13 protein-coding genes and 2 pseudogenes are annotated in these 13,947 nt (G+C 61.3%); 11 read left to right on the top strand and 4 right to left on the bottom strand.

The genetic code is table 11. The annotated features are described in order from the left end of the window. Positions 1–18: 18 nt before the first annotated feature. Positions 19–489: a MaoC family dehydratase gene (locus QFZ91_RS29935; RefSeq protein WP_429569368.1), complete on the bottom strand. Its 471-nt coding sequence runs from the start codon at positions 487–489 to the stop codon at positions 19–21. A 318-nt stretch (positions 490–807) separates the two neighbouring features. Then, the gene (locus QFZ91_RS29930; protein WP_429569367.1) at positions 808–1,503 is read right to left on the bottom strand and encodes a TetR/AcrR family transcriptional regulator; all 696 of its coding nucleotides are present in this window, start codon (positions 1,501–1,503) and stop codon (positions 808–810) included. Between the two features lie 344 nt (positions 1,504–1,847). Here QFZ91_RS29930 and QFZ91_RS29925 point away from each other — a divergent pair, with 344 nt between their 5' ends. The 6 genes from QFZ91_RS29925 to QFZ91_RS29900 all read left to right on the top strand — a co-directional run bounded on the left by QFZ91_RS29925 (position 1,848) and on the right by QFZ91_RS29900 (position 8,251). Then, complete coding sequence (locus tag QFZ91_RS29925; protein ID WP_429569366.1) at positions 1,848–2,642, top strand: ABC transporter ATP-binding protein; 795 nt, start codon at positions 1,848–1,850, stop codon at positions 2,640–2,642. 19 nt (positions 2,643–2,661) lie between these two features. Beyond that, positions 2,662–3,435 (top strand): ABC transporter ATP-binding protein, encoded by a 774-nt coding sequence (locus tag QFZ91_RS29920; protein ID WP_429569365.1) that lies wholly within the window; start codon positions 2,662–2,664, stop codon positions 3,433–3,435. A gap of 55 nt (positions 3,436–3,490) precedes the next feature. Then, a complete protein-coding gene (locus QFZ91_RS29915) occupies positions 3,491–4,729 on the top strand; it encodes a branched-chain amino acid ABC transporter substrate-binding protein (protein WP_429569364.1) in 1,239 nt (412 codons plus the stop codon). 62 nt (positions 4,730–4,791) lie between these two features. Next, on the top strand, positions 4,792–5,742 hold the full coding sequence (locus QFZ91_RS29910; protein WP_429569363.1) for a branched-chain amino acid ABC transporter permease: 951 nt from the start codon (positions 4,792–4,794) through the stop codon (positions 5,740–5,742). 21 nt (positions 5,743–5,763) lie between these two features. Beyond that, complete coding sequence (locus QFZ91_RS29905) at positions 5,764–7,086, top strand: branched-chain amino acid ABC transporter permease (protein WP_429569362.1); 1,323 nt, start codon at positions 5,764–5,766, stop codon at positions 7,084–7,086. Positions 7,087–7,174: 88 nt separating this feature from the next. Continuing rightward, on the top strand, positions 7,175–8,251 hold the full coding sequence (locus QFZ91_RS29900) for a porin (RefSeq protein ID WP_429569361.1): 1,077 nt from the start codon (positions 7,175–7,177) through the stop codon (positions 8,249–8,251). A gap of 900 nt (positions 8,252–9,151) precedes the next feature. On the opposite strand, the gene QFZ91_RS29895 is transcribed toward QFZ91_RS29900, so the two are convergent. Further along, on the bottom strand, positions 9,152–10,537 hold the full coding sequence (locus QFZ91_RS29895) for an MATE family efflux transporter (RefSeq protein WP_429569360.1): 1,386 nt from the start codon (positions 10,535–10,537) through the stop codon (positions 9,152–9,154). Here QFZ91_RS29895 and QFZ91_RS29890 point away from each other — a divergent pair. Then, positions 10,481–10,855 (top strand): MarR family winged helix-turn-helix transcriptional regulator, encoded by a 375-nt coding sequence (locus QFZ91_RS29890; protein WP_429570909.1) that lies wholly within the window; start codon positions 10,481–10,483, stop codon positions 10,853–10,855. The two genes, QFZ91_RS29895 and QFZ91_RS29890, sit on opposite strands and share 57 nt — an antisense overlap. A gap of 86 nt (positions 10,856–10,941) precedes the next feature. Here QFZ91_RS29890 and QFZ91_RS29885 read toward each other — a convergent pair whose 3' ends face one another. Next, positions 10,942–11,928: a GlxA family transcriptional regulator gene (locus QFZ91_RS29885; RefSeq protein WP_429569359.1), complete on the bottom strand. Its 987-nt coding sequence runs from the start codon at positions 11,926–11,928 to the stop codon at positions 10,942–10,944. A 464-nt stretch (positions 11,929–12,392) separates the two neighbouring features. Between QFZ91_RS29885 and QFZ91_RS29880 the strand changes: the two are divergent. The 4 genes and pseudogenes from QFZ91_RS29880 (at position 12,393) to QFZ91_RS29865 (ending at position 13,850) form a co-directional block, all read left to right on the top strand. Then, positions 12,393–12,696, top strand: a pseudogene (locus QFZ91_RS29880) ((2Fe-2S)-binding protein). A gap of 84 nt (positions 12,697–12,780) precedes the next feature. Beyond that, positions 12,781–13,056: pseudogene (locus tag QFZ91_RS29875) on the top strand (xanthine dehydrogenase family protein molybdopterin-binding subunit); the annotation flags it as partial. Beyond that, positions 13,030–13,425, top strand: coding sequence for a c-type cytochrome (locus QFZ91_RS29870; RefSeq protein ID WP_429570908.1), 396 nt, complete (start codon positions 13,030–13,032; stop codon positions 13,423–13,425). The pseudogene QFZ91_RS29875 and the gene QFZ91_RS29870, both read left to right, overlap by 27 nt. Next, positions 13,416–13,850 carry a MarR family winged helix-turn-helix transcriptional regulator gene (locus QFZ91_RS29865; RefSeq protein WP_176368102.1) on the top strand — a complete coding sequence of 145 codons (435 nt, stop codon included), beginning with the start codon at positions 13,416–13,418 and terminating at the stop codon, positions 13,848–13,850. Before QFZ91_RS29870 ends, QFZ91_RS29865 begins: the two co-directional genes overlap by 10 nt. Positions 13,851–13,947 lie beyond the last annotated feature (97 nt).

Below are 13,947 nucleotides of genomic sequence, written 5' to 3'. Positions count from 1 at the left end.
TCGAAGCGCTCCATGAATTCAACGTGCGCCCTCACCGTCTGCCGGCTTTCGCTTGGGCACGCTGCTCAGCGCATACATGCGCATGACGAGGTTCCCGTTCTGATTGACGAGGTCCACACGTGCCTTGACCGTGCCTCGGCGCGGCTTGTCGGGCACCTCGAGAATCTCGACGAGCTCACGTTCGACATGGACCCGGTCGCCGGGACGCACCGGCGAATACCAGCGCAATTCATCGACACCGATGCCGACCACCGGCGTGTCTCCGTATGAACGCGCCTCGACGCACAAGCGCATCGCCAGCGCCGCCAGATGCCACCCGCTCGCGACTAGCCCGCCGAACGGGCTGGCCTTGGCCGCCTCGACATCGAGGTGAAACGGTTGCGGATCGAAGCCTCGGCCGAACTCGATGATGTCCTGTTCTTCGATCGTGACTTCCCGACTGCCCCACGATTCGCCAATCGCAAGATCTTCCAGATATCGCCTCGTCATCGCACTCACTCGCGGGACGCGCAGCGTGCGCTGCCGTCCATGGAACAGACTTGCCAAGCCCTCGCATGCTCCGCTGCTGCACGCAAGGGTTACCGTGAATCGATTGTTACACTGTCAAGTTTGTTCGTCAACAGGACGATGGCGACTTTTCCCGCGAGTTGAACAGGTGGAGTGCTAGCGATGAATGCGGCGCAAGGCGGGGATCGATGCCGCGGTGCGCCGCATGGCACGCGCCAACGATGCGGCGCCTGATATCAGCATGCCGCGACGCGGCATGCAGTCAGCAGTTTGCGCCCGTGCCGGACGGGCTCTGGAGGGTCAAGCGCTTTTCTTCGCGCGGGCCGCTGTCTTGCGGGCCGGAGCCGATGCGCCTACATGAGGCGAGAGAAGGCCACCCAGCAGGACGCCAGTCACCGACAGGCAGACATCGTCGATCCGATCGTCCGGTACCTGGCACAGGCCGCTCTTGCGGTCGGACAGCAGCGTTGCGAGTCCATGCATGCCGGACCACACCGCGATCGCGGAATACCGCGGCGGCCGCCCGTCGTCTTTCTGGTCCGCCTGGAATTCCGCAATCGAGTTGCTGAGGAACTGGAACGATGCCGCGCTCGCGTCCATCAGCTCAGCATGCCGGGTCTTGTCCGCAATCCGCGGGCCGAACATCAAATGAAACAGCTCGGGGCGCCGCAGCGCGAATCCCACATAGGCGCGCATGACCACCCGCAAGCGCTCTTCCTTCGTCATGCCGTCCTTGAGTGCCGCCAGACGATCCGCCATCAACTGGCGGAATCCTTCCGATGCGATCGCAGCAAGGAGTCCCTCCTTGTCGCCGAAATGATGCGTCGGCGCGGTCTGCGAGACGCCCGCCAGACGTGCGACTTCCCGCAGCGAAAGCTCGGCTGCGCCACGCAGCTCGAGCAGCTCGAGGCCGCGCCGAACCATCTCCTCACGAAGGTTGCCGTGATGCCAGGAGCTCTTCTTCGTAGGTTTCAGGTCGAGAGGTACTGAAGACATGTTGTCACCGTTTAGTAATTATCCGCCGATACCCGGCCGTGATCCGCGAGCGGCCGGAGCAGCCACATTTTACGCCGCCGCGTTCCGGGTAGAAGCCATGCACCCGTACGGATCAAAAAAACGGCCCGAGCCGAAATGCCATCAAAGGGAAATCCCTGATTCAAAACAGGTTGCCAGCAACCATGCCGCAAACCTAATATTTACATCGTCATCTTTACAATGCCAACTTTATCCGAGCAACCGGCTCTCGCTGAAGTTCTGGGCCGGGCTCCGATATGCCGCAGGTGTCGCGGGGGCTGGGAAGTCCGTCCGGTTCACAGTGAGATCACATTTTGGGCAACAGCATGAATGCCGCGATCCCCTCGAACAGTAGTGAGCACGCCGAAGACGCCGTACTTCGTCTGACGGCGGTACGCAAGGCGTTTGGCGCGACAGAGATCATCCGCGGTGTCGACTGGTCGATCCGCCGCGGAGAATGCCATGTGCTGATCGGGCCGAACGGCGCGGGCAAATCCACGCTGTTCCACCTGATCAGCGGCCGCTACACGGCAAGTTCTGGAACGATCCGTCTACACGGCAAGGAAATCACGAAACACAGCGCGAGCCGGATCAGCCGGGCCGGGCTCGGCCGCAGCTTCCAGACCAACAATCTGTTCGACCGTCTGAGCGTCTTCGAGAACGCCCGCATGGGCGCGCTTCGGGCCGTGGGCTATGGGCCGTCATGCTGGCGGCGCCTGCCGCGCGGCGGTGCTGCCGACAGGCGCGCACTGGGCGTGCTGGAGGAAGTCGGTCTTCTCGAGCATTGCCACCAGCCGGCCGGCCTGCTTCCGTACGCCGATCAGCGCGCGCTCGAAATCGCGCTCGCGCTGGCAGGCGGGCAACAGGTACTGCTCCTCGACGAACCCACGGCTGGCATGAACCGCGAGGAGACGCATCGCATCATCGGGATGCTCAGGCGATTGCGGGACGCCGATCCGAACCGGACGATCGTCATCATCGAGCACGACATGGACGTGGTGTTCGAGCTTGCCGACCGGATTTCGGTGCTCGTGTATGGCGAAATCATCGCGTGCGGCGACCCCGCCAGCGTGCGCGCGGATGCTCGCGTGCAGACGGCTTACGTCGGGATCCCACAGTAAGCGCAAAGGAACCGATTACATGTCAGCCATCACGAATCACAGCACGTCAACCGTCAGCCCCACGCCGGGCACGCCGCTGTTCGAAGCGCGAGACATCGTCGCGGGATATGGCGACGGCCGGGTGCTCCACGGCGCCACGGTGCGCGTGTGCGAAGGGGAGACGGTCGCGCTGCTCGGGCGCAATGGCTCCGGGCGCTCGACGCTGCTAAAGACCATCATGCGGCTCATCGCCGGCACCGGCAGCATCACGATGGGCGGCGTGGCGCTTACGCGCGCGAAGCCGCACGAGGTGGCCCGTGCGGGTATCGGCTATGTGCCCGAGAACCGCGCGATCTTCCCCGATCTGACGGTGCGCGAGAACCTGGCGGTCGGCCTTCCCCAGCGCAATCGCGCATCGCGTCCCGGTACAGGCGGTCCGCACTGGACCGAGCAGGAATTCTTCGAGCTTTTCCCGAATCTGCAGCGACGCGCGAACGTCGCCGGCGGTGTGCTGTCCGGGGGCGAGCAACAGATGTTGACGATATGCCGAGCGCTGATGGGCGAGCCCCGCCTGCTGCTCATCGATGAACCGACCGAAGGGCTGAGCCTCGCGATGATCGACCAGGTCGCGGCGCTGATTCGCGAAGCGGCGCGACGAGGGGTCGCCATTCTGCTGGTCGAACAGAAGCTCACTATCGCGCTCGACCTCTGTCAGCGCGTCAATGTGATGGGGCATGGCCAGATCGTATTCGACGGCAGCGTATCGGCGTTTCGGAGCGATCCGGCGATTCGCAACGAATGGCTCGAAGTCTGAAGCCCGAAACAAACCCTGGACGCGCGATTGCGCAACAAGCAGGAGAGAGACAAACATGGCAGCTACCCGATACAAACGCCTCGCGGCCGCCGCCGCGATTGCCGCCCCCTTGATGTGCTGCGCCTTGGCGCATGCGGCTCAACCGCTGAAGATCATGCTTATCGATCCACTTTCGGGCCCGCAATCTGCGACGATGCAAGCCACGAGCCGAAATCTCGAATACGCGGTCAAGCGCGACAACGATGCCGGCGGCCTGCTCGGTCAGAAGATCGAGTTGACGACCTGCGACAGCAAGTTCAATCCCAAGGACGCGAAGAGCTGCCTCGACCGTGCAATCGGCAGCGACATTCACTACATCCTGCAGGGCGTCGGCAACAACGTCACGATGACCTTGCTCGACGCCATCGACAAATACAACGCGCGCAATCCCGGCAAGGAGATGGTCCTGATCAACTGGGCCGGGCTCGACGAGGAAACGACCAACCAATACTGCTCTTTCTGGCAGTTCCGCACGCAGGCCCATCTCGGCATGGAGCTGAAAGGCGCGATCCTGTCGCTCGACCCTGGCGCGAAGCGGGTCTACCTCATCAACATGGACTACTCGTCCGGACAGGATGCGGACGCCGTCACGAAGCGGATGCTCAAGCAGTTCAGGCCGGACATTCAGGTGGTCGGAAGCGAGTTGTTCCCGCCCGATCGCGTTCAGGACTTCACGCCCTATGTGGCGAAGATCAAGTCGGCGCACGCCGATGTGGTCATCACCGCGGCCATCGGCACGGACCTGAACCGGCTCATCGGCGCGGGCAACGAGGTGGGCCTCGACGCACGCTGGTATACGGTCTACGCGTCACAGCACGGGCAGCTTCCCGCGATCGGACCAAAGGGCGTCAACCGCGTGTATCAGGCGTCCGACTCCGTCATGAGCATGAACCTGCCGACGATCGACAAACTGGTGGAGCAGTCACGCGCCGACGGCTACGGTGACTTCGAAAGCGTGCGCATGTACCGGGCTTATCGGTTCCTGACGAACGCGGTCGGCAAAGCCGGCACCACGCAGCCGCTGCCCGTGGCAAAAGCCATGGAGACGACCACCGTGGCGTTCGACAACTATAGCGCCACCATCCGCGCGAGCGACCATCAGGCGCAGATGCCGGTCTACCTGTCTGTGATGAGCCCGGACGCCAAGTTCAAGCAGGACGGCACGCCCTGGGGCTTCAAAGTGCTGAAGACGTTCGGCAGCGAGCAGATGAGCGAGCCCACGACCTGCCAGATGAAACGGCCTCCCGGCGCCTGATGCCGAGGTCGCAGCGCCGCCCTTTTTCGCATCGCTTCCTTTTCGCCCGGAACCCAACCGATATGCAATCGATTCTGCTCGGCCTCTGCAACGGGCTCACGTACGGCATGCTGCTCTTCCTGATGGCCTCGGGATTGACGCTGGTATTCAGCATGCTGGGCGTGCTCAATTTCTCGCATACCGCCTTCTATACGCTTGGCGCGTACTTCGCCTATACGGCGTCGCAACTGCTCGGACTCGGGTTCTGGGTGGGATTGGTGGTGTCCCCCGCATGCTGCGCACTGCTTGGGGCGGTCATCGAACGGTTCGGAATCCGGCATGTGTTGCGCTACGGCTTGCTCGGTCCGCTCCTGCTCACGTTCGGCATTCATCTCGCCCTGATCGAACTGGTCGGCCTGATCTGGGGTAAAAGCCCCGTCGCCTATGCGATGCCCGCAAGTCTCAACGTTCCATTGTTCTCGCTGTATGGCATCGACTACTCGGCGTATCGCGCGTTCACGCTGGTCATGACGCTAGCAGTGCTGGCTCTGCTCGTGGTGACGCTCAAATGCACTCGCATCGGCACGACGGTGCGCGCTTCACTGTCCCATCCCGACGTCGTGAACACGCTCGGCCACAACCTGCCGCTATTGCGGAACATGGTGTTCGCCGCGGGCGCCGCGCTCGCCGGACTGGCTGGCGCGCTGTCGGGAAATCTGCTTGGCACGGAGCCCGGGATGGCAGGCGAACTCGACGCGATTCTCATGATCGTGATCGTCGTCGGCGGCCTGGGATCGCTGGGCGGCGCGCTCGTCTCGTCGCTTCTGATCGGCGTGCTGCAGACCCTCGCGACATCGACCGAGGCGCCCTGGAGCAGTCTTCTCGGACCCTTTCACGCGCTGTTCTCATGGTCGGGCGCGGCCACCGCCGCACTGGATCAGCCGATCAGCCGTTTTGCGCCACTGGTTCCCTTTGTCATCGTCGTCGTGGTGCTGGGCCTTCGCCCGCGCGGCCTGATGGGTGCCCGTCATTGAACAATCCGGATCATGTCATTGATGAAACGTCAACCCAACACGCTCGCGTGCCATTTCGCCGAACCCTCATCGGCGAGCACCGCCGGCCACACCGCTTACTCGCGCTATCTGCCTGCCGAGCGACGCCTCTCTCTGCAGGCCACGGCGTGGATCGCCGCACTGGCGCTGCTTGCCGCGTTACCGTTGCTGTTCTCCTCGCCGTTCGCGGTATCGCTTCTGACTCAGATATGCATCGCGGTGACGTTCGCAGTCGCCTATAACGTGCTGCTCGGCGGTACCGGTCTGCTCTCGTTCGGCCACGCGCTTTACTTCGGCCTCGGTGCCTACGCGACAGCGCATGCGCTGAATCACTTCGGCGGTGCCTTCCCGCTCGTGCTCGCGCCGCTGGTCGGTTGGGCCGTTTCCGTCGTGGCCGGCGCTTTCCTGGCGTCGTTCACCGTGCGCAGCGGCGCGCTCACCTACGCGATGATCACGCTGGCGATCGGCCAGTTGGCGTTCTCCGCCGCCACCGTCCTGACAGGCTGGTCCGGTGGCGACGAGGGCATCTCGCTGGATCCCGCGAAGTCCAACGAATGGGGCATCGATTTCGGCTCGCCGGTCGCCATCTATCTGCTGATTGCCGGTTGGACATGGCTGTCGACGGTGCTGATGTTCGCTCTGACCCGCTCCGCACTCGGGCAGCTGATGCTCGCGACTCGCGACAATCCCGAGCGGGTCGAGTTCATCGGTTTCAGCCCGGCCCTCATCCGTGGTATCGCCTCGACGGTTTCCGCAGGGTTCGCAGGCGTTGCAGGTGCCCTCTATGCGCTCGGCTTCCAGGTGGTCACGATGGATTCGCTCTCCCTGCCGCAAAGCACAGCAGGCCTGCTTCACGCATTCATCGGCGGCTATGCCTCATTCTTTGGGCCGGTTGTCGGGGCAGCGCTCATCACGTTGGCGTCCATCTGCCTTGCGTCGCTCACGCATGCGTGGCCGCTCTATCTCGGCGCGTGCTTCGTGCTTGTCGTCATGTTCATGCGCAAGGGGCTCATAGACGCACCTGCGACCGTGGCACGGTATGCAAGGACGTATCGCGCAGCGCATGGCACTCCGAGGTTGATCGCGCATCTCTCTCTGGTTTGTTTGTGCGGCCTCCTGAGCGTTGCGGGCTTCGCCGCAATGATCGAGATGACCAGCGCGCTTTCCGAAAGCATGAGTACTCCGGTGACGCTGCTGAAGGCATTCAGTGTCGCGATCGTCGCCGATCCCCACCGTTCCTGGCCTTGGATAGCGGCGATATTCATCTTCCTGTGCGGGTTCTGCGGACTGCATTTTTCGAGGCGCAGACCCTCCCTCCAGCGTTAGCGGAATCAACAACGACCTAGTCCCAGGGAATTCATAGCGATATTCAGTATCCCCAGATTAAAAAAAGACACTATCCTCGGAGATCTTTATGAAGCGAAGTTCGGTTTTCGCGCTTGGGTTTTGCATCGGTTCGGCAGCGATCGGCGTCGCGCACGCGCAGTCTTCAGTGACGCTCTACGGCGTTGTCGACAGCGGCATTCTGTACAAGACGCATGCCGGAGCTGGCGGCAACTCCTGGCAGGTGGTTTCCGGGGGCGAATACACGAGCCGATTCGGCTTTATCGGCACCGAAGATCTCGGCGGCGGATGGCAAGCGACTTTCGCACTGGAGAACGGCTTTCGCGTCAACAACGGTACGTTCATCAACGGCGGGCTGCCGACCAGCACGTCGACCGTGCTGTTCGATCGCGGTGCAACGGTCGGCCTGAAAAGCGGCCAATTCGGCGCCCTGCTCCTCGGTAAGAACCAATCGCCTCTACTCAAGACGCTTGTCGACCTGGACGTTACCGGCTATTCCAATTTCGGCTCGTTGAATAATCTGCTCTACCAGAACCTCACCGGCTACTCAGGATGGCAATACTCCTGGGTCGACAATTCGGTCGAGTATCAGATTCCGGATGCGTATGGATTCCGTGGATCGGCAATGTACAGCTTCGGAGGAGCCGCCGGCGACTTCCAGACGAAGCGTGCGCTATCTGCCGGGCTCACCTGGCACGTCGGCGACCTCCTTGTCGGCGGCGCGTACTTCTCCGGCAATGATCCGACCGGCGTGACCAACAAAGAAGTCGCGCAAGCCTATACGGTCGGCGCAAACTACAAGCTTGCGCAGTTCCGCTTTGCGCTTAACTTCGCCAATTTCAAGAATGAAGCCAAGGGAACGAGCGTCAACTTCTATACGGGCGAAATCGACTACCATTTCAGTCCGGCTTTGGAATTCTCGGTGGTCTGTATCCGCCTCGATGATCGAACCAATGGCGAGATGAGCGGAACCCTCTACAAGATTGGCTCCAACTATTTGCTGTCGAAACGGACCGCGCTCTATGCCGACATTGGCTATGTGAAGAACAACTCGCTCGGCACGTTCGGCATCCAGAACTCAATCCCCGTCGGCGTGGTCGGCAAGAATCAACTCGGGGTGATCGTCGGGATGCACTACGTGTTCTAGAAGCTCTGGATGGAGGCGCTACCGATGGTTTTTGCAGCGACTTGTCCGCGGGTCGTCTCCAGTTCAGCACTGTTCTCCGGGCGGATATAGCGCAACCCGATCTGCCATTAGTAGGGACGTTTTACGAGGCGTTGCACTACAGCAAACAGACGCGTCCCAGATCGACGGTACGGCGATAGACGTTTCTGTTCAGCCACGAAACAAACGTGTACTCGTCGTATGCGTTGCTTCCGATGTAAATCCAATTGCTTAGTTCCCGGCACATGATTTCCTCTGCGTTTCGTAACTGAAGTTCCGGCCAATCCGGTCCATCTCACCGTTCATCATCCCGATGCGTCCACACCATCTCCTTCAGAAAGATGTTTACCACGGGAGCATTATCAGAGCGGATGTGCCTGAAAGTCGTGAGAAGACGGTGATGTCGAGGTGGAGCTTTGGTGAGGAAGGGACTTTCGTCCGATGGAATCTTTCGCGAACCTTTGGCGTGCTCACATCTTCCGGGAACTGCTCGAAGCGCATCGTTTGGGCGCTGGCTCGCCGAACGTCGACCAGGCCGTCGGTAGCGATTGAAGCACTCTATGCCGGCGTAATGCTCGCCGAAATACGGGATGCTTGGGCTGCCTCGCACCTGGTTCGGCTATGGGCAACCAATGACTTTTGGACGCATCGCGCGCCAAGAGGTCAATTCAACGCGTCACTGCAAATGCACCAAGAGCGCCTGCGCCATCGAGACGTCAGCGTGCGGCTGAGGGTGTGTCAAAGCTCAAAATCTCCCGATTTTCGCGCGCCGCTGTACCCTTCCGCCAACTTCCGCAACGCCGACATAGAGCATTCAGGCGAGCCATCTTTCGCGCCAGGCATAAACCTCGCATGTTTTTACACCGCCGCCTCCAAGCGGCGTCACTTACCGGCAGCGTCACACGAACAGTCAACTGTCATTTTCACGATCGAAAGCGGTTGCTGGGCGTCGCTATGAACCGTCTTCGCAACGAACCAACGCCCTGACGCAACCGACCAGAGATTGATCGCGCCATACGCCGCCATCGCCCCCGCGCCCACCGCGAAAAACAGCGGGAGCGATCCGGTCAGGCGCAACAACAGTGTTCCGAGACCCGCATACAGTGCCAGCCGCAGTGCTCCCGCCCCGAGCGGCCATTGCAGGCGGCCTGCACCCTGCGCCGCGAAATACAGCGAGAACCCGAGCCCGGAAAAACCGTAGAACGGCCCGATGATGTGCAAGCAGACCGATCCTGTCTGCAATAACTGCTCGTTCGTACCGAAGCGTTCCAGCCACGCGCGCGGCCAGAGTGAGGCCGCGACTCCGACCAGTTCGGAAAGGGCAAACGCCATCGCCCCGCCGGTCCGCGCAATGTTGCGCGCGCGTTCGTATTGCCCGGCGCCGATATTGGCTCCCACGAGCGCGACCATTGGCGCACCCAGACCGAAAGCAATCGGCATGATCAGGTATTCGAGCCGCGCGGCTGTGGCGTAACCCGCGAGCGCGGCCGTGCCGGCATGCGCGCCGACCGCCGCGCCAGTCAACGCCATCAGGGCGTTCGTCAGTATCGGATTCAGGCAGGCGAGCCCGCCGACAACGAGTATCCCCCGCATCGTCGCCCAACGTAGAGGGCCACGTACCAAACGAGCCGGATTACGCCCGCTTACGCAATACCAGCCGAGAATCATCGTACCTGCCGCGTAGTACGCAATAAGCGCCCACGCACCACCTGCGGCACCAAATCGTGGCACTGGCCCGAAGCCGAAGATCAGGCACGGCGACAGTGGGATCAAGAGCGCCGCACCGCCGCAGATCACCGCACCGGGCACGATCATGTTGCCGGTACCGCGAATCACGCTCGCAAGTGCATTCATTGCCCACAGGAGCGGCAGACCAAAAAACAGCACATGGCCGTAAGTGCTGGCTGCATCAAGTGCGGCGCCGTGCGCGCCGAGCATCTGGAACAGAGGCTTCGCGATTGCCAGCAAGACCACTGAGAACGCCATACCGATCAACACGTTCAGAGCGAGCGCATGGCGTGCGAGCTGAGCGATCAGTTCCGCGTCGCCGGAACCCAGCGTGCGCGCAACCGCCGACGAGATGCCGCCGCTCATCGCGCCCTGCGACATGTTCTGCATCAGCATCAATACAGGCATGACCACCGCAACACCCGCGAGTATCGACGTGCCGAGTTTTGCAAGAAACCATGTTTCGACGAGCCCAGTCGATGCCTGAGCGAGCATCATCAGCATGTTCGACCAGCCCATGCGCGCAAGCAATGGCTTCAAGTCGAACGTGCAGACAGCCCAACCATGACCGAACTCGCCTACGCGATGGTGCTTGACCGATCGGCGCTTGCACGGAACGTCAAGCCGCTCGAACGCGATGGATATCTCGCGCTGCGGCCCGACGAGGACGATGGCAGAAGCCGGCGCGTCGATTTGACAGCGGCCGGGCGCGCCAAGCTTACTGAAGCCAATCGCCTTTGGCGGAAAGCTCAGCGTCGTTTTGAGGAGGTATATGGCGAGGAACGAGCGGCAGCGCTGCGCGTTGCGCTCGCGGAGAATTATTCGGATGAATTTGCGGAAGCCTTCGGGCAACCGTGAGGGCTGATGGCTGAAAAGAAATTGTTATTGGCGAATTTTTCTACCTGTAGCCGACCGTCAGCCGCAAACGCTGCGCACGCCAGCTTCTATGGTGTTGCATCGACCGGGTCAGTCCGCAGAATCCCTCGGACACCCATGCGCTTGTGGCGCCGGACTGCCTGGGGCGGACGGCCAACCTCGCGCATGAAAGCGTCGCGCATATGCTCGCAGTCGCGAAACCCGGCCTCTCTGGCGATAACATCAAGCGGATGCCGGCTCTGTTCGATCATCAGCCGCGCTACCTCCAGTCGAAGTCTTTCAATAGCCTTGGCCGGAGACGCTCCCGTTTCGAGCGTAAACACACGGCTGAACTGGCGCGGACTCAGGTGAGCGATTTCGGCCAACTCATCTACCGTCAGCGAACGCCTCAGATTCTGGCGCGCATAGTTCAGGGCATTCTGGATCCGATCGGATTTCGGTGCGAGGTTCAGCATTTCTGAATGCTGCGACTGGCCGCCCGCCCGCCGCTGAGGCATGACAAGCCTGTGCGCCACTGCACGGGCCGTTTCCACACCCAGATCCTTTTCCACCATCGCGAGTGCCAGGTCAAGGCCAGCCGTCATGCCCGCGGACGTCCAGATCGGACCATCGACAATGTAGATCTGGTCTTCCTCGACGTGAATATCCGGAAAACGTTCCTGCATTGCGCGCCCGTACGCCCAATGCGTCGTGGCGCGCCGCTGCGCCAGCAAGCCTGCTTCCGCGAGCACGAATCCGCCGGTGCAGATCGCGCCTATGCGCCTCGCGCTGATACTCGCTTTGCGCAGGAACGCAACTATAGTGTCAGGAGGCGGCGAACTGAGCGGATCAATGACCCCGCCGACAATCCACGTGTCCACGTCAACGTGCCCGTGCAATGATCGTGTGCTCACTGTCAGGCCTAGTGACGAGCGCATTTCCCCGCCGTCCTCGGAAAACGTTTCGAGCGCGTAGAAGGACTCTCCGACCACGACGTTCGCGCACTCGAACACCGACTGCGTCGCGAGATCCATGGACAGGAAACCGTCGCAAATCAGAAAGCCTATTCGGCACATGTCCGTTCTCCATCACGTCGTCGCATAAGTCATGATCATAAGCGCCGCGCCGGGCGTCTGAATATATAACCAAGGTATACATACCAAGGTGTCATTCGTCGACCACCTCCGAAGTGACACCCTGGCGCAAACACTTCATGGTACGGCCACTACTACGGGCGGATTGCCGAATCTACAGCTTGATCACGATTGCGCGGAACCGCGACATCAACAAGCGCTCTGGTATTGCCAGCGTCGAGGCGAATCAGAAAAGCCGAGCCGGTGAATGTCCGGTCTGCGTCGCGCGATGTCCTAAACCATCCCGAATTCCGTCATTTCTGTCGCGCGGAAACGAAGTCAGAATGCAATTGCGCATTTATCAATCACCTTCGAAAAGCGCTCTGAATTTCCTTTAACAAGGTCGCGGCGACTAATTCGCCGTACGCGATAGCGCTATTTCAACGGCTTCTTTCATGGAGTGCTCTGTGGTTGGCCTGAACATCAACGACACAGTTCATACCGTCAACGCAACTGATGACATGCCGCTGCTCTGGGTCCTTCGCGATATTGTCGGATTGACCGGCACCAAGTTCGGCTGCGGGATTGTGCAATGCGGCGCATGCACCGTGCACCTCGACGGCGTCGCGGTGCGTTCGTGCGTGCTTCATCGCGTCGAACCCGTACCCGAGCGACGCCGACATCGACGCGGCGATGGCCGGCAATATCTGCCGCTGCGGCACGTACAACCGGATTCGCGCGGCGGTCAAGCAGGCCGCGAAGGAGGCGTGAAATGAAACTGCCTTCACGTTCCCTTCGTTCACTGTCCCCTGAGGGGGCGGTCAGCGTCCTTGAGGCGGCCCGGCGGAGGCGGATATGTCGCGCGGGCTGATCGAAGCGGGCAAGGCCGGAGCGGCCGTCTCGCGCCGTACGTTCCTCAGGTTCGGCATGACACTCGGCGCGGCGGCCGGCGGCGGTCTGCTGCTCGGCTTCCGCGTGAGGGCCGCCGGCGGCGACGCGCGGCGTTCGGTAATCGGCGGCGACGCGGGCGACGAGCCGCGTCCGGGCGTGTTCGCGCCGAACGCATTCGTGCAGATCGACCGCAGCGGGCAGGTGACGCTGGTGATGCCGAAGGTAGAGATGGGGCAAGGCGAAATGCGCTCGCGTGCTGGTTCGCACCCGTCTGCCGGTGGCAGCGGCATGCCACAGTACCACGATGATCCAAACGGAGTTGAGCCTTCGCTGGCCGCTTCGGCAAACGACTTGGGTGCAAAACTGTACGCCACATACTGCATGCATTGCCACGGGTCGAATGGCAGAGCGTTTGCGCCGCTGCTCGCGCCACTGGCGGGCAAGCCGGCCGTGCTGGAGCCTAACCCAACGTCGATGATCAATGTCATCTTGAACGGGGCGCAAGCACTCGTGATCAACGGGCTACCGGCTGCTTATCCGATGCCGAAATTTTCGAACGTGCTCGTCAGATGTGGCGAAATTGCGCGAGGCAACGGTCCATGCGGTTAGATGATCTTCAGGACGACGACTGCTTCGCCCTCCGTCAGGCTTCTCGACACATCTCGAAGCTTTACGAGCGTTACCTGTCCGAGGCCGGCATCACGCCCACGCAGTTCAGCATTCTCAGGACGCTGGGCCGCTGTCCGGGCTTGACGATGGTCAGGCTCGCCAAGGCGATGGTGATGGATAGAACGACGCTCGTGCGCGCACTCAAACCTTTGCTCCAACGTGGACTTGTGGTGGCTTCCTGCGAAGGGCAAGGGTATCGGCGACTTCGGGTCGTACTTACAAGGAGAGGTTTGACGAAGCTTGACGAAGCGGTCGTTCACTGGGCCACAGCACAGGCCCGCTTCGAGCGAAGCTTTGGGAAGCAACAGGCTGCTCATCTGCGAACCGAACTGTTCCGCATGACTGGCAACGTGTCCGAGGAGTAAAAAAAAGCAACAAACGTTTTGTATCGCGAAGCATTGATGGGCGAACCACCGATGGCTAAGAAGTGCATATGCACAATAAACCTTGCGAACCCAGGTT

This window comes from Paraburkholderia sp. JPY419 (assembly GCF_050435705.1).
GTDB classification, from domain to species: domain Bacteria; phylum Pseudomonadota; class Gammaproteobacteria; order Burkholderiales; family Burkholderiaceae; genus Paraburkholderia; species Paraburkholderia youngii.
This window is presented reverse-complemented; position numbering and strand designations above follow the sequence as displayed.

Excerpts from the sequence above, each read along its gene's own strand:
- QFZ91_RS29915 (WP_429569364.1), top strand. The coding sequence starts at position 3,491 with ATGGCAGCTACCCGATACAAACGCCTCGCGGCCGCCGCCGCGATTGCC.
- QFZ91_RS29865 (WP_176368102.1), top strand. The coding sequence starts at position 13,416 with ATGCGGTTAGATGATCTTCAGGACGACGACTGCTTCGCCCTCCGTCAG.
- QFZ91_RS29935 (WP_429569368.1), bottom strand. The coding sequence starts at position 489 with ATGACGAGGCGATATCTGGAAGATCTTGCGATTGGCGAATCGTGGGGC.
- QFZ91_RS29920 (WP_429569365.1), top strand. The coding sequence starts at position 2,662 with ATGTCAGCCATCACGAATCACAGCACGTCAACCGTCAGCCCCACGCCG.
- QFZ91_RS29905 (WP_429569362.1), top strand. The coding sequence starts at position 5,764 with ATGAAACGTCAACCCAACACGCTCGCGTGCCATTTCGCCGAACCCTCA.
- QFZ91_RS29870 (WP_429570908.1), top strand. The coding sequence starts at position 13,030 with ATGCCGAAGGTAGAGATGGGGCAAGGCGAAATGCGCTCGCGTGCTGGT.
- QFZ91_RS29925 (WP_429569366.1), top strand. The coding sequence starts at position 1,848 with ATGAATGCCGCGATCCCCTCGAACAGTAGTGAGCACGCCGAAGACGCC.
- QFZ91_RS29900 (WP_429569361.1), top strand. The coding sequence starts at position 7,175 with ATGAAGCGAAGTTCGGTTTTCGCGCTTGGGTTTTGCATCGGTTCGGCA.
- QFZ91_RS29910 (WP_429569363.1), top strand. The coding sequence starts at position 4,792 with ATGCAATCGATTCTGCTCGGCCTCTGCAACGGGCTCACGTACGGCATG.
- QFZ91_RS29885 (WP_429569359.1), bottom strand. The coding sequence starts at position 11,928 with ATGTGCCGAATAGGCTTTCTGATTTGCGACGGTTTCCTGTCCATGGAT.
- QFZ91_RS29930 (WP_429569367.1), bottom strand. The coding sequence starts at position 1,503 with ATGTCTTCAGTACCTCTCGACCTGAAACCTACGAAGAAGAGCTCCTGG.